This is a genomic window from Stenotrophomonas sp. YJH_SMC_120 (assembly GCF_059368675.1).
Genome location: NZ_JCAFRY010000009.1, coordinates 58,495 through 83,771, shown reverse-complemented (window position 1 = coordinate 83,771; position 25,277 = coordinate 58,495). Strand labels below are relative to the sequence as shown.

Here is a 25,277-nt window from a genome sequence, read left to right as displayed (position 1 = left end):
TTGCTTTCCATTGCCTCCGCGCCGGCGCAGTGAATTGTCGAGCGCGGGTAGGCAGGCCCATGCAGGACCGTGAGGCGCATGGATGCGCCGATCGAGCCCCCAAGGGTGAGGGCGCTTTGCTTGCGAAGCACTGCTTCGCAAGCGCCCGAACGCACAGCCGCCAGCGGCTGGGCCGGACCGTGGAGCGGGGTTTACGGCGTGTCCTGCATGGGCCTGCCTACCCACGCCATGCAGGAACAATCAACGCGCCGCAGCGCCCGCTTTCGATTTAGAACTCCGCCGCCAACGTCATGAACAACTGTCGCGGCGCGCTTGCATGGATCGCATAACGCGTGCCCTTCGGATCAGTCGGTGCGAACGAACTCAGCTGGCCGGCATAGCGCTTGTTGGTCAGGTTGGTCGCGTTCAACGACACCCGCACGTTGCGCAGGCCCAGGCCGGGGCCGAAGTCGTAGCCCGCACCGGCGTCGAAGGTGGTCACGCCCGGCACCGACTGGTCGTTGGTGTAGGTGTAGTAGCGCTTGCCGGTGTACTTGGCACGCAGGCTGGCGAAGAAGCCATCGCGGTTCCAGCTGATCTCACTGGAGGCCATGCGCTGCGGCGTATCCACCGTGATCTTGCCGGCCACCGGAACGATGGCGCCGCCCGAGGTGTAGTCATCCTCGTAGGTGGTCTTGTTCCAGGACAGCGCGTTGTACCACTGCAGGCCGTCGATCGGCTTGAGGATGAAGGTCAGTTCCGCGCCGTAGCTCTTCACCGAACCGACGTTGATGAAGCGCGTCACGCACTCCGGACGCGTGCCGACTTCGATGCTCGAGCACGGGTTCAACGACAGCAGGCGGTTGTCGAACTTCACGTTGTAACCCGCGATCGACGCCTGGTACTTCTCGCCGAAGGTACGGAAGCCGGCTTCCAGGCTCTTGGACTTCTCCGGCTCCAGGCCGGCGCTGGCCGCGAACGATTCCGGCGACACCTGCAGCGGGCCGCCGCTGCCACCGCCGACGAAGGCGGCGATGTTTTCGGCGTACGAGGCGAACAGCTCGTTGTTGGCGTTGAGCTGGAAGCCCAGGCCCACCTGCGGCAGCACCGATTCCTTGGCGGTCAGCGTGCCCGAGGCGATGCTGGTTTCCACGCCCGGCTGGGCGGTGGCACGCATGCGGGTGTTCGGGCTCTTGATGCCCACGTCCACGGTCAGGCGCTGGTCCAGGAAGCGCATGCGGTCCTGCACGTAGAACTGGCGCGTGCGGATGTCGAAGTCCTGGTTGAACAGCAGGCGATCAGGGTTCTTCAGGTACAGGTCGTCCAGGAACGGGCCACTGATGTAGTAGAAGTTGCGCGAGACGTTGTGGTCGTTCTGCTCGTACCACAGGCCGGCTTCCAGTTCGTGGATGCCCACCGTCCACGACAATGCGGCGGTCAGGCCATCGCGGTTGATCGTGTAGTTGGTGCTGCGGATCGAGATCGGCAGCATCCTGTCGGTGCCCGGGTAGGATGGCTGGCCCGGTGCCCACCAGTGGCCCTGGCCACGGTTGTCGTGGTGATAGGCCAGCAGCTTCAGGCGGCCCTGCCCGCCCAGGCGAAGGTCGGCATCGACCGAATAGAGATTGTCGTCGCGCAATGCGCGGCTCTGGTAGTAGGCATCGTCGATGCTGTTGACGCCGCCGCTGAACTTGCAGCGTGCCTTGTTGTAGGTGCCCGGCGCGCAGTACGCGGCGGCCACGGCGCGATCCCAGTCCGGCGCGTAGATGTTCCAATCCCAGCCCAGGCCACGCGCCAGCATGTCCTTGGACAGGTAGGCGTAGTTGGCCTGGCTGGCGCGCGAGGTGGCCACGAACGCACCGAAGCGGTGGTCGCCGACATTCCACACCGCCTTGGCGTTGAACTGGCGGGTGGTCTGGTTCTGGTAGGGCGCGGCCCACATGTCCTGGTCCTGGTGCACGCCGGACACGTAGGCCGAGAAGCCGTTGATGTCGCCGCTATCCACGCGCAGGTAGCCACGGCGCTGGCTGTTGTCGCCGACGGTGATGCTGGCGCGGCCACCGAACTCGGTGGACGGGTCCATCGAGAAGTACTGGATGGTGCCGCCCAGGTTGCTGGTCGAGGCCACGCCCAGCGAACCGATGCCCTGCGACAGCTCGGCACCGGCCAGATTCTCGGCGATGATCGCGCGGGCGATGCTCAGGCCGTTGTAGTTGCCGTAGCTGTTGTCGCCCAGCGGGATGCCGTCCAGCGTGTAGCCGAGGCGGCTCTTGTCGAAGCCGCGCAGGCTGATGGTCTGCGATTCTTCGTTGGCGCCGAAGGCATCGTTGGACTGCACCGACACGCCCGGCAGGCGGTCGAGGATCTTCTGGCCGCTGGTGCCCGGCGGCAGCACCTGCTTGTCGACGGTGGTGATGCGCTGCACCTGGCGGGTCTCGCCCTGGCCGATCACGGAGACGGTATCCAGCGTCTGCGCGCTCAGCGCGGCATCGGTGCTGGCGCCGGTATCGGCGGCGGTGGCGGCATGGGCGCTGGTGGCGGCGGAGAGGGCGACCGCCACGGCGATCGTCAGGTGTCGGGTCTGCATGGTGGTCCGTTGCATTGGGGGTGGTCACCGGCACGCGTGCGCGGTGCATGGCCACTATGCGAACGGAACATGAAACCTTCTTTACGAAAAACCAACGAACGATGCAGGGCAGTGGTGCGTGTCCTGCAACATGTTCGTCATGCTGGTAGGCCGGTGGGAATCAGAAGCGCTCCCCAGGCCAGCTCAATTTGAGCTGGTCCATGCAGTCACGGTCATGTTCGGAGAATGAGAACCCGATCTGGATGCCGTTCACTACTGTGCCGAACACCGTCGACTCGTCCAGGCTATGCCCTGACGGCACGGAAAGGACATTGAAGTCGGGGTAGCGACGACCCATCTGCTTTCGCGAGATGCAGGCGCCGCTCAGCCGCAGCGTAATGCCTTTGATGATTCGCCCCGACGCGTCGGTGTAGATCTGGCCAGAGGGCCCCTTGATCCTCCCAGCGACCGCGAATGGCGCCAGATCGATGGTGGCGCTGTCGCCCCGGCCCATTCTTGCTTCCGAACGCGAGCCGGCCGGAGCCAGGGCTGATAGCTGCGCGACAAGGTCAGAGCGTGACAGCTGCAAGGACCAGCGCTCCACGAGCCGCCAGGTTGCATCCGCCTCTTCCGCAGTGGCAGCGGACGTGGCTGCTGTTGCAGAACCGGCAACCAACAGGCTCAGGATCAGAAGAAGTTCAGGGACGGGCTGCGATCGCTTCATCGTAGATTCTTCCGTAGAAGTCGTTGTAGTTCTCGCCGGTGGTTGACGTTACGTTGTTGTCGCAGAACAGCTTACCTACCTGCCGGTCCAGGTCTTCACCGCCGGCATCGGCCTGTGCGATGAGGCCAGGACCGTTGGACGCAGCTACGCCGATGTCGTAGTACCCCAGGCTGGTCACCAGAAGCTCACTGCGCGCGGTGAGGTTGTTGAGTACCGCTTTCCCCTCCATGGTGCAGAAGTGCTGGATGAACGCACCTCGGGTGCTCAAGGCGATACCTTCGAAATACAGTGCGTGTCCCACTTCATGGGCAATGGCTGCGATCCGGAAGTAATAGCCTGCAATGTCGGAGGAATCGCAGTCGAAGGACTGGATGTAGATCCGGATGGGATCGCGATTGGTATAGGACGCGGGAGCCCAGGCGAAGGTCCACTCCGGATGGCCGGTGATCTGCGCGTCGAGCGTGGGCGCGCCTGGGATCAGCCAGTCGGGGCAGCCCAGGCCCGTGATCACCCGCATAGGCGGGGGCTCCGCGCGGGTCGGTGTCGCCAGCAGCGTAGTGGCGACCACGAGAAGCGCAATCAGCAATGCACGCATGCCAACCTCCTTGATCCGCGATTCCAGCCGTTCATCCATCGGGCTCGGCGAGCGCTGGCAGGTATAGCACCGGTTCTGCCGATGTATCGGGAAGTGCGTCTCAGAAATGCAGAAACAAAAGGGGCCGGATCACCTTCACAACTGAAGGTGATCCGGCCCCCGCGCACTCCGTGGGGGAGGGCTTAGCCCATGTACAGACCACCGTTGACCGGATAGTCGGCACCGGTCACATACGAGGCTTCATCCGACGCCAGCCACGCGCACAGGCCGGCCACTTCCTCGGGGCGGCCCAGGCGGCGCACTGGTACCGAGGCGGCCAGCCGGTCCAGCACATCCGGCGGGAAGCTGCTGATCGCCTGGCTGGCGATGTAGCCCGGCGACAGCGTGTTGACGGTGACCCCGCGCGACGCAACTTCGGCAGCCAGCGCACGGCTGAAGCCATGCATCGCGGCCTTGGCGGTGGCGTAGTTCACCTGGCCGATCTGTCCCTTGTGGGCACTGACCGAACCGATGTTGATGATGCGGCCCCAGCCCCGCGTGGCCATGCCGTCCACCACCTGCTTGGTCAGGTTGAACAGCGCGTTGAGGTTGGATGCGATCACCGCGTTCCAGTCCTCCACCGTCATCTGCCGGAACAGCAGGTCGCGGCTGCCGCCGGAGTTGTTGACCAGCACGTCCACTTCACCGACTTCGGCGCGGACCTTGGCGAACGCCGCGCTGGTCGAGGCCCAGTCCGTCGCGTTGCCTTCGGAGGCGATGAAGTCGAAGCCCTGTTCGCGCTGCTCGCGCAGCCAGTTGGCCTTGCGCGGCGAGTTCGGCGCGCAGCCGGCAACCACGGTGTGGCCGCTGCGGGCCAGGCTCTGGCAGATGGCAGTGCCGACACTGCCCATTCCACTGGTGACGTAAGCGATTCGAAGCGTCATTGCAGAAGGCTCCTTGGCAAAGGGTCAGGCGGCGAGGGGATAGAGGCCGAACAGCAGGCTGCCGATCATCAGCAGCATCGAGATGGCGATGGCCCACTTCAGGGTGAACTTCTGGTGGTCGGCGAATTCGACCTTGGCCAGGCCCACCAGCAGGTAGGTGGACGGCACCAGCGGGCTGAGCAGATGCACTGGCTGGCCGGCCAGCGAGGCGCGTGCCATTTCCACCGGGGTGATGCCGTAGTTGCCAGCGGCCTCGGACAGGATCGGCAGCACGCCGAAGTAGAACGCGTCGTTGGACATGAAGAAGGTGAACGGCATCGACGCCACCGCCGTGATCACCGCCAGGTACGGGCCCCACGATTCCGGAATCACCGCCAGGAAGCTGTGTGACATCGCTTCGACCATGCCGGTGTTGTTGAGGATGCCGGTGAAGATGCCCGCGGCGAAGATCAGCGACACCACCGACAGCACATTGCCGGCATGGTTGACCACGCGGCGGCGCTGCTCGGCCAGGTTCGGATAGTTGATCACCAGGGCGATGGCGAAGCCGACCATGAACAGCACCGGCATCGGCAGCACGCCGATGATCAGCGCGGTCATCAGTGCCACGGTCAGGGCCAGGTTCACCCACAGCAGCTTCGGGCGCTTGATGTCTTCGGCGTCTTCCACCGTCGGCAGCGGGTTGCTGTCATCGGACACGCTGTTGTCCATCCAGCTGCCGCCCTTGGGCAGGGTCACCACGCCGAGGCGGCGGCGTTCCTTCAGGCCCAGGTACCAGGCCAGCAGCAGCACGCCGGCACAGGCGATCACCATCGACGGGATCAGCGGCACGAACACGTCGGCCGGGTCCACGTGCAGCGCGGTGGCCGCGCGTGCGGTCGGGCCGCCCCACGGGGTCAGGTTCATCACGCCGCCGGCGAGGATGGTCACGCACGTCATGTTCAGCGCGTTCATGCCCAACCGCTGGTACAGCGGCAGCATCGCCGAGACGGTGATCATGTAGGTGGTCGAGCCATCGCCATCGAGCGAGATCAGCATCGCCAGCACCGCGGTGCCAAGCACGATCTTCATCGGGTCGCCCTTGACGAAACGCAGGATCACCCGCACCAGCGGATCGAACAGGCCGGCGTCGATCATCACCCCGAAGTAGAGGATGGCGAACATCAGCATCACGCCGGTCGGCGCGATCTTCTTGATGCCCTCCAGCATCATCTCGTCGATGCCGGCACCGAAGCCACCGATCAGCGCGAACAGGATGGGGATGGTGATCAGGGCGACGAGCGGCGACAGGCGCTTGCTCATGATCAAGTACATGAACGTAATGACCATGCCAAAGCCGAGGATGCTCAGCATCATCTGCGGACTCCTTGCGAAAACAGGGCGTGGGGAGTGGAAGGGGCCCGGGCGGAATGCCCGGAATGTCGGGCCTAGAAGTCGTACTGCAGGCGGCCGGTGACCGCGCGCGTGCGGTCCACCGTGACCCCGGCCAGGCGATCACGGTTGCGGCTTTCGATCACGTTGAGCATGAAGCGCAGGTTGTCGCGCAGGTACCAGTTGCCACCCAGCGTCCAGGCTTCGGTGCTGCCGCGACGCAGGTCCGGCGCACCGTCGAGATGCTGCGCGCCCCACATCTGGTCGTAGCGCAGCGCCACTTCGAAGGCTCCGGCCTTGTGCCGGATGTCCTTGACCCGCGCGAATCGACCGGTCTTGCGGTCGTAGGCACGGCTTTCGCCGGTGACGAACCAGCTGAGCATGCCGTAGGCCGCCATTACATCGCCGCGCTGCGCGCCGTCGTCGAAGGTGGCGCCACTGAACTCGCCCTGCCACGACAGCGGGCCGCGCACCTGCGCGTATTCCAGCGACCACTTGTTGACGTCGGTATCGCGGCCGGCGGAGAAGTCGACCAGGGTCAGGCGGCTGTTGTCGGACAGATGGCCGGCCGGGCGCGGGCGGATGCGCAGGCCGGGCACGCCGTTGGCGCCGGGGTTGTCGTAGGCCTCGCGGGCCAGCGACAGGCCCAGGTGCAGCACGTTGCCATCGCTGGGCGAGGGTGCCCAGGTGACGCGGCCACCGGCGGCGCGACCCTTCACCTGCCAGGCGTCGATGCTCTCCAGGCTGTAGAGGCTGGCCGCCCAGGTGAAGTCACCGGGGTTGGCCTGCCATGACGCACCCAAGCGGTACAGCGGCGCCAACGTGGTGCCGGCGTTGCCACGTTCCAGGAAGCTGCCGTAGTTGGAGCTGGTGCGGTCATCCAGCGAGAAGTACTGCTTGAACTGGCCCACGGTCAGCTTGCCGGCCTTGCCGAAGCTGCGTGCCAGGTACACGTCCTTGGCCTCGACGCGGTCGCCGGAGAAATCGGCTTCCAGCTTGTAGTCGACCACGAAGAACTTGCCGGACACGTCAACCCACGCACGGCGGATTTCGGTGTCGTCCTTGTTCGGGGTGCCCCGGTTGTCGTTGTCGAAGGTGGCGAAGTCCAGGTGCAGGCGACCACCGAGGGTGGCGGTGACCGGACGGTCGTCTTCCGCGGCGAAGGCCGGCGCCGACAGGGCAGCCAGCGCCATCATGGCGGCAGGGCGCCGCCAGGCAAACGTGAATTCCACAAACCCTCCCAGGTGCGCGCCAGGCGCGCGGCAATCGTGGGCACCGGACGGTGCGCGGCCGCAGTCTGGGTCGCGCAAGCTGTCATCGTCCTGTCAACGGATTGTGCGGTGCAGCGTAAAGCGGCCCGCTGCCACCTCCGGGCGGGGCGCGGCGAGCGCGGCAGCGGCATGCGGTAGCATTCGTTTCCCTTCCCACCCCCGTGCCCATGCGCCTGCTGCTGGTCGAAGACAACCCGGATCTGGCCGATGCGATCATCCGCCGCATGCGCCGCAGTGGGCATGCCGTGGACTGGCAGGCCGATGGCCTGGCGGCGGCCAGCGTGCTGCGCTACCAGAGCTTCGACCTGGTGGTGCTGGATATCGGCCTGCCCAAGCTCGATGGCCTGCGCGTGCTGGCCGGCATGCGCGAGCGCGGCGACAGCACGCCGGTGCTGATGCTGACCGCGCGCGATGGCATCGAAGACCGCGTGCAGGCGCTGGACGTCGGCGCCGACGACTACCTGGGCAAACCGTTCGATTTCCGCGAGTTCGAAGCACGCTGCCGCGTGCTGCTGCGGCGTGCGCGTGGTCAGGCCAGCGAAGTGGTGCAGATCGGTGGCTTCCAGTTCGATAACGCCGCGCACCGGGTCAGCCTCGACGGTGAACCGATCGAACTGCCCAACCGCGAATATCGGTTGCTGGAAATCCTGGTCGGGCGCATTGGCCAGGTGGTTGGAAAGGACGAAATCGGCAACGGCCTGTTCGGCTTCGACGACGAAGCCGGCCCGAATGCCATCGAGCTGTATGTCGGTCGCCTGAGAAAGAAGCTGGCAGGCGCACCGCTGCGCATCACCACGGTGCGCGGCGTTGGCTACCTGCTGGAAGCCAGTGACGGCAGCGCCGACGCCGATGGCTGACGCGCGTACCGCGAATGCCGCGCCGGGCTCGCTGCGGCGCACGTTGCTGCTCTATCTCGGCGCGTTGCTGGCGGTGTTCGCGGTGGCCCTGCTGTTTGCGGCGCGCGGCTATGGCCAGCGCGCCGCCAACCGTTCCTATGATCACCTGCTGGTGTCCTCGGCGTTGTCCATTGCCGATTCGGTGGCCCTGGTCGATGGCCAGTGGCAGGTCGATCTTCCCTATGCCGCGCTGGACCTGCTGGCGATGGCCCCGGAAGACCGTGTGTTCTATCGGGTCGCCGACAGTCGCGGCAACCTGATCACCGGCTACGGCGACCTGCCGGCGCCACCGCGCCGGCCCGGCACGCAACCGCAGCTGTTTGATGCGGCGTACAGCGGCGAGACCGTGCGCTTCGTGGTGGTCGGCCGCAGTTTCGCCGCCGCGTCGGCGCAGGGCGAGGTGCAGGTGCAGGTCGGCCAGACCCGGCGTGCACGTGAAGCGGTTGCGCAGGACATGGTCAACCGTGCATTGCTGGCGATCGGTGTGCTGTCCGGGCTGCTGCTGGCGCTGGTTGCCTTTGGCGTGCATCGCGCGTTCCGGCCATTGGTGCGGGTGGAACGCGAGCTGTCGCGTCGCGAGCCGTCCGATCTGAAACCGCTGGATGCGCGCGTGCCGCGCGAGATGGACCAGATGGTGGCGGCGTTGAACCGCTTCATGGAACGACTGTCCAGCAGCAACGAGACCTTGCGCGCGTTCATGGCCGAGGCCGCGCACCAGATGCGTACGCCGTTGGCTGCCCTGCGCGCGCAGGCACAGCTGGCGCTGGATGACGACGACCCCGAGGACATGCGGCGCAGCCTGCAGGCGATCGAACGCAATGCCACCCACATGAGCCGGTTGCTGAACCAGCTGCTCAGCGATGCCAGCGTGATCCATCGCTCGCATCTGCAGCGCTTTGCAGCGGTGGACCTGGCCGAGACCGTGCACCAGGCCCTGCATGAAGCACTGCCGCAGGCCGGGCCGGCACCGCGCGTACAACTGGCGATGACCGCCGAGCCGGTACAGGTACATGGCGATGCGCTGCTGTTGCGCGAGGCGATCAAGAACCTGGTCGACAACGCGTTGAAGTACGGTGGTGATGGGCCGTTGCAGATCGCATTGACCGTGGAAGGCGGGCAGGCCGTGCTGACCATCGCCGACCACGGTGCCGGCATTGCCGCCGCCGATGCCGAACGCGTGTTCGAGCGCTTCGCCCGTGGCGAAGGCGCGCCGTCCGGCGGCGCCGGGCTTGGCCTGGCCATCGTCAAGCGCGTGGTCGACAGCCATGGCGGTCGCATCGACCTCAGCAACCGTCCGCAGGGCGGGCTGGTCGCCACCATCCGCCTGCCCCGGAGCACTCCATGATCCGCCTGTTCGCTGCTGCCGTTGCCTTGCTGCTGGCCCTGCCGGTGCTTGCAGCACCGGGCGACGTGCGCCGCTTCCCGGCCCAGGCAAAGGCCACTGCGCAGCTGCGCATCCACGGCACCACCGACATCGAGGTGTTCGCGGTAGTGATTGCCGACTACCAGCGGCTGCACCCCGGCACCGAGGTGGTGTACGAGGACATCATCACCCAGGACCTGTACGCGCGGTACCTGCACGACCGCGGCGGACCGGCATCGCCGGACCTGCTGATCTCCAGCGGCATGGACCTGCAGACCAAGCTGGTCAACGACGGCCACGCGCTGCCGCATCGTTCGGCGCAGACCGCCGCGCTGCCTGCCTGGGCGCAGTGGCGCAACGAGGCCTTCGGCATCAGCTACGAGCCGGTGGTGATGGTCTACAACACCCGCGCACTGCCGGCTGCGAAGGTGCCGCACACGCGTCGGCAACTGCTGGACCGGTTGCGCGCGGAGGGGGCACCGCTGCGCGGCAGGGTCGGTACCTATGACATCGAGCGCAGCAGTGTCGGCTACCTGTTGTCTACCCAGGATGCACAGCGTGGCAGCATCGCTGGCGCGTTGCTGGGCGCGCTGGGCGACAACGACGTGGTGCGCGAGGAGCGCACCGGCGTGCTGCTGGACAAGGTCGCCAGCGGACAGCTGTCGCTGGTCTACAACGTACTCGGCTCCTACGCGCAGGCGCGCATCGACGCGGGTGCGCCGCTGGCGATCGTGGAGCCCGAGGACTACACGCTGGTGGTGCTGCGTACCGCGGTGATTCCACGTACCGGCCCACACCCGGAAGAAGCCCGGCGCTTCCTCGACTACCTGTTGTCACCGCGTGGCCAGCAGGTGCTGTCGCGCGAGGCACGCCTGATGCCGATCGTGACCGGCAACGCACGTGGCGACGATGCGCCCGGCCGCAGCCGCCGCCCGATCCAGCTCGGCCCGGGCCTGCTGGTGTACCTGGACGCGCTCAAGCGCCGCCAGTTCCTGGATGCCTGGCGCAGCAGCGTGGAGCCGGCGGGGCGCTGAGGCTCCGGCCTGCCCGTACAATGGCGGCATGAGCGAATACACCATCCTGATCGCCGATGACCACCCGCTGCTGCGTTCGGCGGTGGTGCAGTCACTGCGGCAGAGTCTGCCGCTGGCGCAGGTGCGCGAGGTCGCCAGCGCCGAGGCATTGGCCGAAGCACTCGACGCGCACCCGGACGTGGACCTGGTGCTGCTCGACCTGACCATGCCCGGCGCGCACGGTTTCTCCGCCCTGCTGCACGTGCGCGGCTCGCATCCGGACATTCCGGTGGTGATCCTCTCGTCCAACGACCATCCGCGGGTGATCCGTCGTGCCCAGCAGTTCGGCGCGGCTGGTTTCATTCCAAAGTCTGCTCCGGCCGAGACCATCGGCGAGGCGGTGCAGGCGGTGCTCGATGGTGGCCTGTGGTTCCCGGCGATGGCCGCCGAACGCTCCGAGGCCGACGCACTGCTGGCCAGCCGCCTGGCCCAGCTGACCCCGCAGCAGTTCCGGGTACTGCTGTGCCTGGCCGATGGCCTGCTCAACAAGCAGATCGCCTACACGCTGGGGTTGGCCGAGAACACGGTGAAGGTACATGTCACTGCGATCCTGAAGAAGCTCGAATGCCACAGCCGCACACAGGCGGCGGTGCTGGTGAAGGCGCTGGAGCCTGAGGGCGACGCCGGCATCGGGTTGTAGTTTCCAGCCAACGGCGCAGCCCCTCGTGGGTGGGTTTGGGTTGGTCGCTGAAAGCAGAAGCTGCGAGCGGGCCGGTCGGGTTGGGTGCGCGGGGGACGCCGTGAATCCGTCCCTGGAGGCTTGGCAGCCGCATCCATGCGGCTGACACCCCCGCGCACCCAACCCGACCGCCCTCTGACAGATTTCGGTGGCCTGCCACCCACGGAAGAGAAAAGAAGATCAAAAGCAAAGGCAGCCTGGCAGGCCATTTTTCGTAGAGCCGAGCCCACGCTCGGCTGCTTTCCGGCCCGTCCGTGAGGCCGAGCATGGGCTCGGCTCTACACGAGCAAGCGCAGCGCGCGACCCGCTTTTGATCTTTTTTCTTCTCCGAGGGTGGACGCGCACGGAACGTGTCCGTGGCCGGGCAGATGGGCTGCACAGGGGCGTGAGCCGCATGGATGCGGCGACCGAGCTTACAGGGACGTACTTGCAGCGGCCCCTGTGCAGCCCATCTGCCCGGCCCCACCGATGAACTGCTTTGTGCGACCACCCACGAGGGGCTGCGCCGTTGGCTGGAAACTACCCGCGATGCCGGATCAACAACTGGCTCATCAACGCCCGCAGCGCCGGCGGCTTCACCGGCTTGGCCATCATTCCCCAGCCGCGCTCGGCGGCCATCTCACGCAATCCCGCATCGCGCTCGGCGGTGACCAGCACCACCGGCGGACGGGCCTGCCACAACTCGGCCAGCGTCTCGTACAGCACCGGCCCGTGGTGATCGCCCATGCGCACATCCAGCAGCACCAGTTCCGGCACCGCGCCTGTTGCCGCCAGCTGCAGCGCCGCCTGCGGGCCGTCGGCCAGCGCCACCTCGCAGCCCCAGCGCTCCAGCAGCGCGCGGCTGGCGGCGCAGACGTGCGGATCGTCGTCGATCACCCACACCCGGCGACCGCGCAGCGGATTGTCCGCGGCCGGTTCCTGCACCAGCACCGGCACAGGAGCAGTAGCGGGAATCGCGCTGGCTTCGCCGAACGGCACGCCCACCGCGAACACGCTGCCCTGGCCCAGCTGCGAGCGCAGGCGGATGGGGTGGCCGAGCAGCCGACCGATGCGGTCGACGATCGCCAGGCCAAGGCCGGCGCCGCGCTGCTGGCCGTCGTGCAGGCGGCGGAACTCCTCGAAGATCTCGCCCTGCAGCGCATCGGGAATGCCGGGGCCCTGGTCGTGAACTTCGATCCACAGCAGGCCTTCGCGGCGACGGCAGCCGAGCAGCACGCGGCCACGTTCGCTGTAGCGCAGTGCGTTGGACAGGAAGTTCTGCAGGATGCGGCGCAGCAGCGCTTCATCGCTGACCACCACCGCAGCGGTATCGACCCAGTCGACCGCCAGCCCGCGTGACTGCGCGGCGATGCCGAACTCGCGTGCCAGCGTCTGCAGCAAAGGCCCGAGCCGGAACGCCTGTACGCGCGTGGGCAGGCTGCCCGATTCCAGGCGCGCGATATCCAGCAGGCTGTTGAGGATCGCATCCTGCGCGGCCAATGCAGCATCGATGTGGTCGCTGGTCTGTTGCTGCGCCGGGTCACTCAGCTTGCCGCGCAGCACCGAGACGAACATGCGCGCCGCGTTGAGGGGCTGCAGCAGGTCGTGCACGGCCGAGGCAACGAAACGGGTCTTGTAGCGGTTGGCCTGCTCGGCTTCGCGGCGTGCTTCTTCCAGATCATGGGTGCGCTCGGCGATGCGGTGCTCCAGCGCATCGGCCAGCGAGCGAAGTTCGCGCGCGGCGTTCTTGTAGCTGGTGATGTCGGCATAGCTGGTGACGAAGCCGCCGTCAGGCAGCGGATTGCCACGGATCTCCAGCACCGTGCCGTCGTCCTTCTCGCTCTCGCGCATGTGCGGGCGGCCGCTGCGCAGGTGGTTCAGGCGGCGCTCGATTGCTTCATCGACCGGGCCCGGACCGAGCAGGCCACGGCGTGCGTTGAAGCGGAACAGTTCCTCGATCGGCCGGCCGACGCGAACCAGGTCCTGTGGGAAACGGAACAGTTCCAGGTAGCGCGAGTTCCACGCGACCAGGCGCAGTTCGCGGTCGATCACCACCACGCCCTGCGGCAGGTGTTCGAGGCTGCGGCTGAGTCCGCTGTCGGCGTCGGTGGCCGCCTGCAGCAGGCCATCCTGTGCGGTGCGCAGTTCCTGTGCGTGCTGCTTGAGCAGGGTTTCCAGTTCGCGGCGGCTTCGCAGGCGATGCTTGGCCAGGCGTCGGCGCTGCTGCACGAACAGCACCAGGAAGCCCAGCGCCAGCCACGCGGCACCGCCGGTGAGGGCGGCCGCGCGACCGGCGGCGGTGGCGGCGCTGGCGTCGTGCAGCAGATGCAGGTTCCAGCCTTCGGCGGGCAGCGGCAGGCTTTGCCACAGCATCGGCTGCGGCAGTGCGGGATCGAGCAGGCGCACCATGCGGCCACCATCGGCAAGCACGTCTTCAGTACGCGCGCGCAATGGCTGCAGCGCGCGGTCGGCGTATTGGCGGGCGTCCAGCATTTCGCGGCGCTCATCGGCGCCCAGCGGGCGCAGCAGGCGGTAGCGCCAGCTGTCACGGTTGGCCAGGAACACCACGTCATGGTCGTCGCTGGCCAGCACCACGTCCGGGCTGCTCAACCATTCCTGCTCCAGCGCCGACAGCTCGACCTTGATCACCACCACGCCGAGCCGCTTGCCGTCTTCCTCGATGGCCTGCGACAGGTAGTAGCCGGGTACGCCGGTGGTCATGCCGATGCCGTAGAAGCGGCCGCGGCCCTGCGCCAGTGCCTGCCGGTAGTAGGGGCGGTAGCTGTAGTTCTCGCCGACGTTGCTGGTCGGCTGGTCCCAGTTGCTGGCCGCCACTGCCACGCCGTCGTGGCCGACCAGGGTCAGGGTCGAGGCACGGGTGACTTCATTGGCGCGTTGCAGCTTGAGGTTCAGCCGCTGCTGTTCGGTGGGCGAGGGTGGCACACGCAGGGCGTGCAGCAGATCCGGATCCAGCGCCAGTACCTGCGGCAACGTGCCGAAGCGGTCGATGCGCTGCTGCAGGCCCTGGCCGTACAGCTGCAGCTGGCGTTGCACCTGGCTGCTTTCCTCGCCGAGGGCGCGCCGCCAGGCGTAGTGGCCGGCGGCGACTGCACACAGCACGGTGCCACCGACCATCACCAGGATGGTCAGCAACAGCATCCGATGGCGGCTGAGCCAGTACATGGCGGCAGTCTACGCAGGGCCGGCGGGCGTGGCGTGCACGCCCGCCGGGATCTGACGTGGAAGGGGTCAGAAGTGCATCTGCGCGCGCAGCTCGAAGATCTCCGGCGTGCTGTGCACACCGCGACGGCTGGCGTCGACCTTCACGTAGTTGGCCTGGAACTTGAAGTGGCTGGTCAGGTACCAGTTCGCGCCCAGGGTCAGGTCGTGCTGGCGGCCACCAAGGATGCTGCCATCGTCCAGGTCCATGCGGCTGTAACGGGCCACCAGTTCCACCGCGCCGTAGTCGTGCGCCGGCTTGATGTTGGCCACGGCACCTGCGTTGTACGGGCGCGACTCGCCGGTCAGCACCCAGCTGGCCATCGCATACTGGCCGCTGCCGGTGTAGTCGGGCTTGCCGTCATGGCGGGTGACCGTGGCGCGCAGGGCTTCGGCCTGCAGCGAGAACGGGCCGCGGATCCAGATGCCTTCCAGGCCGGTGCGGCGGATCTGGTCGGCGGTGACCAGGGCGCCGGAATCGACGTAGCGGATGTCGGTCAGGCCGGCTTCCGGGCGTGCGCGAAGGCGCGCGCTGGCCTCGTGGTGCACGTCACGGCCATCGCTGTAACCGCGCGGATTTTCCTGCGAGTAGGCCAGGCCCAGGTGGATCACGTCACCGGGCGCCTTCACCGGGGTCCACACCGCACGTACTGCCTGGGTGGTGCCGGGGTTGTCACCCTGCAGGTCCTTGCCGCCATAGGCGCCGGCCTGCAGCAGGTACTGCGGGCGCTCCAGCACCCATTCCACGCCGGTGCGGCGGCCTTCGTAGAAGGCCTGCACGGGCAGTGCGGTTTCCAGGAAGCTGCCGGCACGCGAAGAGGTGTTCGCATCAAGGCCGACCGGCGTCTTCATGTAGCCGAAGCGGAAGCGACCGATGTCGCGACCGAAGAAGGCCTTGCTCTCGAAGCGCACGAACACGTCCAGCCAGGTATCGGACTGGAAGTCGTAGTAGACCATCGCGTCGTAGACGCCCTTCTTCTTCAGCGTCGCACCGAACTCCTTGCGGCGCACGGCGTCGTCGTCCTCCAGGCCGCTGCCCGAGGAGAAATCGTTGTAGTCGTAGGCGATGTTGGCGGTAGCGGCCAACTCGGTGCCGTCGCCGAAGGCGTACTTGGTCGGCCAGTTGTCGAAATCGGCAGCCGAAGCGAAGACGGGAAGCGCGGCCAGCGACAGGGCCAGCAAGGTGGGAATCGGGCGCATGTTGGGTGCGGCTCTCTCAGATTGCGTGTGGACAGGACAACAACGGCCGCAGGGGCCGAAACTTTCGCAATGACGCGCCCGGCCGTTCAGCACGGGCCACCGGCCTCCCCAGGATCGGGCGGTGCGGCGCCAGTGTAGGCATCGCCGCCACCTGAACCGGGGGGCTAGTACCAATAGGTTATCTGCGCCGGCGTGCCCGGCGCGTACAAAGGCGTCCATTGGTCGCACCTCCTGCGCATGCAGCACAGGGCCTGCGATCAGTTTCCACGGTAACGGTTCCCGTGCTGTCCCGGGGCCGTACGTGCCTGAAAACGCCCCTTCCGGAGTCCGCCATGCACATCCCGACCGCAGCCCCGGCGCCTGCAAAGCCGTTGCCGATCTATCGCCAGCTGTATTTCCAGGTGATCGTGGCGATCGTCCTGGGCGCCATCCTCGGCCACTACGAACCGCTGATCGGCGAGAAGATGAAGCCGCTCGGCGATGCCTTCATCAACCTGGTGAAGATGATCATCGCGCCGGTGATCTTCCTCACCATCGTCACCGGCATCGCCAGCATGACCCACCTGCGCACGGTGGGCCGGGTGTTCGCCAAGGCGATGGCGTACTTCCTGTTCTTCTCCACGCTGGCACTGATCGTGGGCATGATCGTGGCGCACGTGGTACAGCCCGGCGCCGGCATGAACATCAACCCGGCCGAGCTGGACCAGACCGCGGTGCACAGCTACGTCGAGAAGTCGCACGACCTGACCCTGGTCGGTTTCCTGATGGACATCATTCCGAAGACGCTGGTGAGCGCCTTCGTCGACGGCAACATCCTGCAGGTGCTGTTCATCGCGGTGCTGTTCGGCATCGCGCTGGCCTCGGTGGGCGAGAAGGGCAAGCCGATCCTGAACTTCCTGGAGGCGCTGGTCGCTCCGGTGTTCAAGCTGGTGCACATCCTGATGAAGGCCGCCCCGATCGGTGCCTTCGGCGCCATCGCCTTCACCATCGGCAAATACGGCGTCGGTTCGCTGGTCAACCTGGCGTGGCTGGTGGGCTCGTTCTACCTCACCGCGTTCCTGTTCGTGGCGGTGATCCTCGGTGTGGTCTGCCGACTGTGCGGCTTCTCGGTGTTCAAGCTGGCGCGCTACCTGAAGGCCGAGCTGCTGCTGGTGCTGGGCACTTCCTCGTCGGAGTCGGCGCTGCCGTCGCTGATGGAGAAGATGGAACGCGCCGGTTGCAGCAAGTCGGTGGTGGGCCTGGTGGTCCCGACCGGCTACTCGTTCAACCTGGACGGCACCAACATCTACATGACCCTGGCGGCACTGTTCATTGCCCAGGCCACCAACACCGAACTGACCCTGGGCCACCAGATCGCCCTGCTGCTGGTTGCCATGCTCAGCTCCAAGGGGGCGGCCGGCGTCACCGGTGCCGGCTTCATCACCCTGGCCGCCACCCTTGCCGTGGTGCCGGAGGTACCGGTGGCCGGCATGGCGCTGATCCTGGGCGTGGACCGTTTCATGAGCGAATGCCGCTCGCTGACCAACTTCATCGGCAATGCGGTGGCCACCGTGGTGGTTTCGCGCTGGGAAGGCGCGCTGGACCGCAACCGCCTGCAGCTGGCGCTGGATGGCCGCGAAAGCGAGCTGCCGCCGCCGGTGGACGCACTGCCCGAGGCGCTGCCGGCCAAGGGCTGACCCAGGTGTGTGGTACCGCGGGGCCGATCACGACAGTGGTACGGCCCCGCGGCGTTTCAGGGCGTCCCATGGCTGTCATCGGGGGCGCCGATGCTGGCATCCCAGTACCGTCGCATACGGCACGGAATTGTGCAGTCGCAGCATGCCTGCGACAGGATAGCGACAGGTCCAGACGCTCCAACGGGGGTATCATCCCCTGTCCCTTCTGCCCATTCATGTAACCCACATCGATGTCCAACGAAGATTTCAAACAGGCCGCCCTCGATTACCACCGGATGTCCCCGCCGGGAAAGATCAAGGTTTCCGCTACCAAGCCCATGCTGACCCAGCGCGACCTGTCGCTGGCGTATTCGCCGGGCGTGGCGTACGCCTGTGAAGCGATCAAGGCCGACCCGCAGCAGGCCAGCGAGCTGACCGCGCGCGGCAACCTGGTGGCGGTGATCTCCAACGGCACCGCGGTGCTGGGCCTGGGCAACATCGGCGCGCTGGCCGGCAAGCCGGTGATGGAAGGCAAGGGCGTGCTGTTCCAGAAGTTCGCCGGCATCGATGTGTTCGACATCGAAGTGGATGAAACCGACCCGGACAAGCTGGTCGACATCATCGCCTCGCTGGAGCCGACCTTCGGCGGCATCAACCTGGAAGACATCAAGGCGCCGGAATGCTTCGTGGTCGAGCGCAAGCTGCGCGAGCGCATGAAGATCCCGGTGTTCCATGACGACCAGCACGGCACGGCGATCATCGTCGGCGCGGCGGTGCTCAACGCCATGGCGATCACCGGCAAGAAGATCGAAGACGTGAAGCTGGCGACCACGGGCATGGGCGCGGCCGGCATTTCCTGCGTGAACATGCTGGTGCAGCTGGGCCTGAAGCCGGAAAACATCCTGGCCTTCGACCGCGAGGGCGTGATCCACACCGGTCGTACCGACCTGGATCCGGAAAAGCAGCGCTATGCGCGCGACACCGACAAGCGCACTCTGGCCGAGATCGTCGACGGCGCGGACATCTTCCTGGGCCTGTCGGCACCGGGCATCCTGACTGCCGACATGGTTAAGACCATGGCGCCGGACCCTGTGATCTTCGCGCTGGCCAACCCGACCCCGGAAATCATGCCGGAGGTGGCGCGCGCCGCGCGTCCGGACGCGATCATCGGCACCGGCCGTTCGGACTACCCGAACCAGGTCAACAACGTGCTGTGCTTCCCGTACCTGTTCCGTGGTGCGCTGGACGTGGGCGCCACCGCGATCAACGAGGAAATGAAGATCGCCTGCGTGCGCGCCATCGCGGCGCTGGCACGTCGTGCGGCCACCGACATGGGCTCGGCCTACGGTGGCGAGACGCCGAGCTTCGGCCGTGAATACCTGATCCCGCGCCCGTTCGACCGCCGCCTGCTGGTGGAGCTGTCGGCCGCCGTGGCCCAGGCCGCGATGGACTCGGGCGTGGCCTCGCGCCCGATCGAGGACATGGGCGCCTACCGTGACAAGCTGGCCCAGTTCGTCTACCGCACCAGCCTGATGATGAAGCCGGTCTACGACCGCGCGCGCAGCGACAAGCAGCGCGTGGTGTACGCCGAGGGCGAAGAGGAAGTGGTGCTGCAGGCGGTGCAGAACGTGGTCGACGACGGCCTGGCGCACCCGATCCTGATCGGCCGCCCGGAAGTGATCGAGTCGCGCATCGAGCGCCTCGGCCTGCGCCTGAAGATCGGCGAGAACGTTGAAGTCACCAACATCAACGACGACCCGCGCTTCAACGAATACTGGCAGTACTACCACGGCCTGACCGGCCGTCGTGGCGTGACCGTGGCCGCGGCGAAGAACCTGATGCGTTCGCGCCCGACCCTGATCGCGGCGGTGATGGTGGCCCGTGGCGAAGCTGATGCGATGCTGACCGGCATCGTCGGCCGCTTCCACAAGAAGCTGGGCTACGTGCGCAGCGTGCTGCCGCTGGAGCCGAAGGTCACCTCGACCTCTGCGATGACCGGCGTGATCAACCAGCAGGGCGTGTTCTTCTTCGTCGATACCCACGTGCAGGAAGACCCGACCGCCGAGCAGCTGTGCGAAGCGACCCTGCAGGCGGCCTACCGCATGAAGCTGTTCGGCATCGAGCCGAAGGTGGCGCTGCTGTCGCACTCCAACTTCGGCAGCCACGATTCCAAGGACGCGCTGAAGATGCGCCAGGTGCGCGAGCTGCTGCTCAAGCGCAACCCGCGTCTGAACGTGGACGGTGAAATGCAGGGCGACACCGCGTGGGATGAAGCGCTGCGCCAGAAGCTGCTGCCGGGCTCGACCCTGCAGGGCCGCGCCAACCTGTTCGTGCTGCCGAACCTGGAAGCGGCCAACATCGCCTACAACCTGGTGCGTGTGTTCACCGACGGCGTGGCGATCGGCCCGATCCTGATGGGCGTGAACAAGCCGGTGCACATCCTGACCACCAGCGCGACCTCGCGCAGGATCCTGAACATGACCGCCATTGCGGCGGTGGATGCGCAGATTCGCAAGCAGCTGGAAGCGGAAAAGAAGGCGTAAGCCTTCTTTTCAGCGACAGCTGCAGAAACGCGCCCCACGGGGCGCGTTTCTGTTTCCGCAAAGCGGAAACGGGTAGAGTCGACTGTTAGTCGACTGCTCTTGATTCGGACGCCGAAAATCCCGCGCGATCGCGCGATAGTCAACTAGCAGTCGACTCTACCGGTCCCGATGCCGGTCCCACCGCTGCCACACGCGCTACGCAACCCGGTCATGTCCCTGCAACGCCGTTGCGGCCCAATACGTCCACGCGGCCTGGCCGTGGGAAGGGACCGGACCGGCCTTCCCACCCTGGGCCCGACCAACTTTCCATGGGCGAGGGTGTCATGCGCAATCGAGTGACGCGGCGGTACTTCCAGCAGCTGTTCGCGCTGTACGCCGGCTTCGTGCAGTCGCGCTGAGGCGTAGACGCCAGCGAGGTAGAGTCGACCGTTGGTCGACTATCGCGCGAAGCGCGGGGTTTTCGGGGGCCGTACGAAAGGCAGTCGACTAACAGTCGACTCTACCCAGTCGACTCTACCCAGTTGATCGCCCAGTCAGTGCCGCTTGCCGCGGCGCGCTGGTGCCGGCGGCGGTGCATCCGAACGCGGCTTGGCGTACTGCGTCCACAGCGCCGGCAGTGCCTTGCCGGTGTGCTTCTGCCACAGCGCCGGCGTATAGCGGCCGTCGCGCAGGGCCTTGTCCAGCGCCAGCACCAGGCCGGGATACTCGGCCTCGGCCCATTTCAGGAACGCACCGGTCACCCGGTAGCCGCTGTCGAAATTCTGCTCCTTCTCGACCTTGCCCGGCAGCACCCAGCCTGCGGCGGCATTGTCCATGCCGTAGCGGTCGCGTGCGTAGTCGGCGATGCCTTCCACCAGCCAGCCCGGCACCCGTGCATCGCCGTAACCTGGATAGCCCTGCACGATGTGCATCGCCTCATGGGTGACCAGGTCGATGTCGTTCGGGTGCTGCGCCAACCAGCCTGGGTTGATGGTGATCGTCGCTGCCTGGTCCTTGTCGCCGACGAAGGCGATGCCGGTGTAGGCCGGATCGATCACAATGCGCACCATCGCCGGCGCGGCCGGGTGGAAGTCCGCGCGTTCGCGCAGGTAGGCGAAGAAGAACGTATCGATCACCCGCTTGCGCTGCGGCGCGGCCAGGGCGCCACGGGCGTCCTGGTAGTTCAGCGTCACGCCGTCGCGGGTCAGCTGCGTATCGAACGCCTGGGTCTGGCCGAAACTTGAGAAGGACAGGGCAACAAGGGCCAGAGGCAGAAGACGGTCGCGCATGCCGCTCATTGTACGGTGCCGGCCGCCAGCAGTTCGATCTCCGCCAGTGGCAGCCGTGCCGGTGCCGCCAGGCGCAGGCGGTATTCGCTGTAGCGGCCGGGTCTGGCGATGCGGAACGGACGGGTCTGGCGGGCGGATTCGAAGTCTTCGCCGCTGCGCTGGTCGAGCACGGTCCAGCTGCCGCCGCCGTTGCGCGCCTCCAGCGTCCACTCACCGCCCTGGATGCGGCCGTCGCCGCTGGTGAGCGTGTACATCGTCGGCGTGCCGTCGCTCAGTCCGGTCAGCGCGATGGTTGCGCCGCCGCCCAGGCCCACGGTGGTGCTCGCATCGTCATCGACCAGTGCGGGCAGGGCGCGGCCGTCGGCCAGCGTCGCCTTCGCGCCGCTGCCGAGCAGGTCGTGCAGCAGCTGCGGGCGCTGGCCGCGCGCGGTCAACGAGCGCGGCACATCGTCCACGCCGCTGCCCCAGCGCGAGGGACGGGGTCCCATCACGAAGTCGAGGGTCGCGCCCTTGGCGATCAGGTCGTGGGGCACCCAGGTCTTCGTCCACGGCTTGCCGTTGATCTTCAGCGACTGCACGTAGACGTTCTCGCGCGAGTTGTTGGCCGCGTTCACGGTCAGCACCGCGCCACCCTGCAGCTCCACGCGTGCATGCTCGAAGGCCGGCGAGCCGATCACGTACTCCGGGGCGCCCATGCGCAGCGGGTACAGGCCCAGCGAGGCCAGCACGTACCATGCCGAGGTTTCGCCGTTGTCCTCATCGCCCGGATAGCCCTGGCCGATCTCGCTGCCGACGTAAAGCCGCAACAGGATTTCGCGCACGTGCTGCTGGGTCTTCCACGGCTGCCCGGCATACAGGTACATCCACGGGATGTGGTGCGCCGGCTGGTTGCTGTGCGCGTACATGCCCATGCGTACGTCGCGCGCTTCGGTCATCTCGTGGATGGTGCCGCCGTAGGAACCGGCCAGTGCCGGGTCTGCGGTTTCCGGCGTGGCGAAGAAGGTATCCAGCTTCGCCGCCAGCTTGTCGCGGCCACCGTACAGCGCGGCGAGGCCTTCGCCGTCATGGGCGGCAGTGAAGGCGAAGGTCCAGCCGTTGGATTCGGTGTAATCGTGGCCCCACACGCGCGGGTCGTAGTCCTTGGCGTCCACGCGCCAGCGGCCATCGGCCCTGCGGCCCTGGAAGAAGCCGGCGGCAGGGTCGAACATCGTCGCGTAGCTGGCAGCGCGGTGGCGGAAGTAGTCGGCTTCGGTGCTGTAGCGCTCGCGTGCGGCGGGTGCGGTCGCGCGCTTGGCCAGCGCATCGGCCATGTTGGCGATGCCGAAGTCATTGAGTGCGCCTTCCATCGTCCACGACATGCCCTCATGCACGTCGGCGCTGGCGTAGCCCCGGAAGGTCGAACGGTCCATGCCCTTGCGGCCGACATGGCGGTCGGGTGGTACCACGGTCGCGTTCTTCAGCGCGGCGGCGTAGGCCTCGCCCGGATCGAAGCCGCCGACGCCCTTCAGCCACGCATCGGCGAAGGCCACGTCCGAGCTGGTGCCGACCATCAGGTCCGCGTAGCCCGGCGACGACCAGCGCGCGATCCAGCCGCCAGCGCGGTACTGCTCGATGAAACCCTGCACCATCTGCCCGGCATCGTCGGGCGTGAACAGCGCGTAGGCCGGCCAGGTGGTGCGGAAGGTGTCCCAGAAGCCATTGTTGACGAACACCTTGCCATCGCGCACGGCGGCAAAGGTGCGGGTCGCGCTGCCCTCGGTGTTGTCATCGCTGGCGCTGGCCTGGTTGGCGTAGCGCCACTCCGGTGCGGCGGCGCTGCCCACGTTTTCATGGCCGGAATTCGGGTACAGGAACAGCCGGTACAGGCTGGAATACAGCGTGGTCTTCTGGTCGTCGCTGGCATCGCCGATGTCGAAGCGGGCCAGGCGTGCGTCCCATGCATCCTGCGCACGGCCGGCCACGCTCTCCAGCGTATCGGTGGCGGCGATTTCCAGCGCCAGGTTGTGTCGTGCCTGCTCCACCGAGATCAGCGAAGTGGCGATGCGCATGGTCACCCGCCGGTCGCTGCCGGCATCGAACTTGATGTAACCGGTCGGTCGGCCGGTGTCGAGGCGACCGCTGCTGCGCCAGGGTCTGTCGAAGCTGGCTGCCACGTACATGCGGCTGGCGCCGTTGGACAGGCCGCTGCGCGTGTCGGTGTAGCCGGACAACGTCTGCGTGGCGGCGTCCAGAGTCAGGCCACCGCGGGCATCGACGTTGTCGAACAGCAGGTTGGCGTCGCCTCCCTCCGGGAAGTCAAAGCGGAACAGCGCGGCATGGTCGGTCGGCGCGATCGATGCCGCGACGCCGTTGTCGAAGCGCACGTCGTAGCGGTAAGGGCGGGCGCTTTCGTGGCTGCGGTCGAACGACAAGGCACGTTTGCGGCGGTCAGCCTCCGGCACGCCACGACTGGCCGATGGCATCACCTGGAAGGTCTGGCGGTCGCCCATCCACGGGCTGGGTTGATGGCTCAGCGCAAGCGCCTGCAGCTGCGGACGGTTCTGAGCGTCGTTCTGCTCGTTCCAGCGGTACAGCCAGTTCAGCGCACCGGCATCGGTGACCGGGGTCCAGAAGTTGAACCCGTGCGGCACCGCCGTGGCCGGGAAATTGTTGCCACGCGAGAAGGTGCCGTTGGCCTGCGTACCGCGGGTGGTCAGCACCCAGTCGGAGACGCGCGCTGGCTGCTGCCGTGGCACTGCGTCCAGGCGAACGTCATCAATCCAGCCGGAGACCGGTGCGCCGTCGGCACTGGCCACCTCCAGTTCGATCGCCACCACGCGGCGGCCCTTCAGCGCGGGCACATCGCCCAGCCGCACCGCCTTGCGCGCCCATTGCTGCGGGTACAGCGTCTTCGAGTCGCCCTGCGCGCGGGCGCCGAGGGCCACCCCATGCTGGTCACGCGCAGCGCCGGCCGAAACCCGACTGCCATCGTCCAGCAGCAGGTCCAGAGACACATAGGTCGAAGCCACGGTGTCCTTGCCGACGATCTCCGGCAGCACCAACCACGACAGGGTGGTATCGGCCTCGATGGTCACGTCCGCCTTGAACAGTTCGCGCCGCACATTGCCACCTTCACTGCTGTAGCGCAGTGCGTGCAGGCCGCTGTAGCCGACATTGCGCTTGGCGGCGTAGGGCGCCGCGGGGCCATTGCCGATCATGACCTGCAATGCGCCTGCGGCCGGTTCCGGAGCCGGCTGGCCCGGCTCGAACGAGCTCTGCAGTCCCTGTGCCAGCACCGGCATCGCGGTAGTCGCACAGGCCAGGGCCAGGGCGAGTGGAAGCAGGGCGCGGCGTGGATCGGACAGGGTCATGCAAGGGTCTCCCGGAAGGGCTGGCGGCGGGCATAACCCGCATCGGCGGACACCACGGACAGCATCGCTCCGCCCGCCGCGATGGCAGTGGAAGAGGCGATGCCGGTCCGGTGGGGGCGGGCCATGCGATCGGGTCGGATTGGGGCAGGCCGGTTCACGACCTGGCCCGATCCTGCAACAGCCGTGGCAACCTGACAAGTGCCATTTAGTTCGATCCAAATGCGGTAAATATCGTTGTCGGTGGTTTCCCGGGGTGAATCTGCAGGATCGGTCGGGAATTCCCGCCGGCACCTCATCCCGAAGTGGCACGCAAGGTCGCAGGGAATCGGCCCGGTACGCGCAAAGACCCGTTGCGGCGCAATGTCGGGGCGGCCTGGATGCTAGAATCACAGGCCTCGCAACCCGTTCATCGACATCCGCCATGAGCCATACCGCCACTGCGCCCGCCAACGCCGAGAAGCGCTACACCGTGCACCGCAGCGATCTGCCGCTGAGCTGCCCGACCCCGGAAATGGCGCTGTGGAACTCGCATCCGCGCGTGTACCTGCCGATCGAAGACGAGCCCAATGGCGAAGCGCAGTGCCCGTACTGCGGTTCCGTGTTCGTGCTGGCCGACTAAGCGG

17 protein-coding genes are annotated in these 25,277 nt (G+C 66.9%); 7 read left to right on the top strand and 10 right to left on the bottom strand.

Annotated features, from left to right (window positions below):
• Nucleotides 1-268: 268 nt before the first annotated feature.
• The 6 genes from AC5P60_RS12630 to AC5P60_RS12605 all read right to left on the bottom strand — a co-directional run bounded on the left by AC5P60_RS12630 (nucleotide 269) and on the right by AC5P60_RS12605 (nucleotide 7,354).
• Nucleotides 269-2,566: a TonB-dependent receptor gene (locus tag AC5P60_RS12630; RefSeq protein ID WP_483693611.1), complete on the bottom strand. Its 2,298-nt coding sequence runs from the start codon at nucleotides 2,564-2,566 to the stop codon at nucleotides 269-271.
• 160 nt (nucleotides 2,567-2,726) lie between these two features.
• On the bottom strand, nucleotides 2,727-3,269 hold the full coding sequence (locus AC5P60_RS12625; RefSeq protein ID WP_033835204.1) for a hypothetical protein: 543 nt from the start codon (nucleotides 3,267-3,269) through the stop codon (nucleotides 2,727-2,729).
• Nucleotides 3,244-3,864 carry a hypothetical protein gene (locus tag AC5P60_RS12620; protein ID WP_065426815.1) on the bottom strand — a complete coding sequence of 207 codons (621 nt, stop codon included), beginning with the start codon at nucleotides 3,862-3,864 and terminating at the stop codon, nucleotides 3,244-3,246. Before AC5P60_RS12620 ends, AC5P60_RS12625 begins: the two co-directional genes overlap by 26 nt.
• Nucleotides 3,865-4,046: 182 nt before the next feature.
• Entirely contained in the window at nucleotides 4,047-4,787 is a 741-nt protein-coding gene (gene phbB / locus AC5P60_RS12615; protein ID WP_005419193.1) for an acetoacetyl-CoA reductase, read from the bottom strand.
• 24 nt (nucleotides 4,788-4,811) lie between these two features.
• Entirely contained in the window at nucleotides 4,812-6,140 is a 1,329-nt protein-coding gene (locus AC5P60_RS12610; RefSeq protein WP_005419191.1) for a CitMHS family transporter, read from the bottom strand.
• A 74-nt stretch (nucleotides 6,141-6,214) separates the two neighbouring features.
• Nucleotides 6,215-7,354: an OprO/OprP family phosphate-selective porin gene (locus tag AC5P60_RS12605; protein ID WP_033835202.1), complete on the bottom strand. Its 1,140-nt coding sequence runs from the start codon at nucleotides 7,352-7,354 to the stop codon at nucleotides 6,215-6,217.
• Nucleotides 7,355-7,596: 242 nt separating this feature from the next.
• On the opposite strand from AC5P60_RS12605, the gene AC5P60_RS12600 reads away from it, so the two are divergent.
• The 4 genes from AC5P60_RS12600 to AC5P60_RS12585 are packed head-to-tail and all read left to right on the top strand — an operon-like array spanning nucleotide 7,597 to nucleotide 11,401.
• A complete protein-coding gene (locus AC5P60_RS12600; protein WP_005414431.1) occupies nucleotides 7,597-8,286 on the top strand; it encodes a response regulator in 690 nt (229 codons plus the stop codon).
• The gene (locus AC5P60_RS12595) at nucleotides 8,279-9,670 is read left to right on the top strand and encodes a sensor histidine kinase (RefSeq protein WP_005414430.1); all 1,392 of its coding nucleotides are present in this window, start codon (nucleotides 8,279-8,281) and stop codon (nucleotides 9,668-9,670) included. Before AC5P60_RS12600 ends, AC5P60_RS12595 begins: the two co-directional genes overlap by 8 nt.
• The gene (locus tag AC5P60_RS12590) at nucleotides 9,667-10,722 is read left to right on the top strand and encodes an ABC transporter substrate-binding protein (protein ID WP_005414429.1); all 1,056 of its coding nucleotides are present in this window, start codon (nucleotides 9,667-9,669) and stop codon (nucleotides 10,720-10,722) included. The genes AC5P60_RS12595 and AC5P60_RS12590 overlap by 4 nt, the downstream gene beginning before the upstream one ends.
• A gap of 28 nt (nucleotides 10,723-10,750) precedes the next feature.
• The gene (locus AC5P60_RS12585) at nucleotides 10,751-11,401 is read left to right on the top strand and encodes a response regulator (RefSeq protein WP_005414428.1); all 651 of its coding nucleotides are present in this window, start codon (nucleotides 10,751-10,753) and stop codon (nucleotides 11,399-11,401) included.
• Between the two features lie 558 nt (nucleotides 11,402-11,959).
• Here the strand turns inward: AC5P60_RS12585 and AC5P60_RS12580 are convergent.
• On the bottom strand, nucleotides 11,960-14,602 hold the full coding sequence (locus tag AC5P60_RS12580) for a hybrid sensor histidine kinase/response regulator (protein ID WP_227843772.1): 2,643 nt from the start codon (nucleotides 14,600-14,602) through the stop codon (nucleotides 11,960-11,962).
• A gap of 66 nt (nucleotides 14,603-14,668) precedes the next feature.
• Nucleotides 14,669-15,838 (bottom strand): OprO/OprP family phosphate-selective porin, encoded by a 1,170-nt coding sequence (locus AC5P60_RS12575; RefSeq protein ID WP_483693610.1) that lies wholly within the window; start codon nucleotides 15,836-15,838, stop codon nucleotides 14,669-14,671.
• Nucleotides 15,839-16,170: 332 nt separating this feature from the next.
• Here AC5P60_RS12575 and AC5P60_RS12570 point away from each other — a divergent pair, with 332 nt between their 5' ends.
• Both AC5P60_RS12570 and AC5P60_RS12565 read left to right on the top strand, forming a co-directional pair.
• Complete coding sequence (locus AC5P60_RS12570) at nucleotides 16,171-17,514, top strand: dicarboxylate/amino acid:cation symporter (protein WP_005410972.1); 1,344 nt, start codon at nucleotides 16,171-16,173, stop codon at nucleotides 17,512-17,514.
• Between the two features lie 230 nt (nucleotides 17,515-17,744).
• Nucleotides 17,745-20,036, top strand: a complete 2,292-nt coding sequence (locus AC5P60_RS12565) for an NADP-dependent malic enzyme (protein ID WP_005410971.1) — start codon at nucleotides 17,745-17,747, stop codon at nucleotides 20,034-20,036.
• Between the two features lie 533 nt (nucleotides 20,037-20,569).
• On the opposite strand, the gene AC5P60_RS12560 is transcribed toward AC5P60_RS12565, so the two are convergent.
• Complete coding sequence (locus tag AC5P60_RS12560; protein ID WP_495201749.1) at nucleotides 20,570-21,313, bottom strand: basic secretory protein-like protein; 744 nt, start codon at nucleotides 21,311-21,313, stop codon at nucleotides 20,570-20,572.
• Nucleotides 21,310-24,654 carry a GH92 family glycosyl hydrolase gene (locus AC5P60_RS12555; RefSeq protein ID WP_049453156.1) on the bottom strand — a complete coding sequence of 1,115 codons (3,345 nt, stop codon included), beginning with the start codon at nucleotides 24,652-24,654 and terminating at the stop codon, nucleotides 21,310-21,312. Before AC5P60_RS12555 ends, AC5P60_RS12560 begins: the two co-directional genes overlap by 4 nt.
• Nucleotides 24,655-25,075: 421 nt before the next feature.
• Between AC5P60_RS12555 and AC5P60_RS12550 the strand changes: the two genes are divergently transcribed.
• A complete protein-coding gene (locus AC5P60_RS12550; protein ID WP_005410967.1) occupies nucleotides 25,076-25,273 on the top strand; it encodes a zinc-finger domain-containing protein in 198 nt (65 codons plus the stop codon).
• Nucleotides 25,274-25,277: the final 4 nt, after the last annotated feature.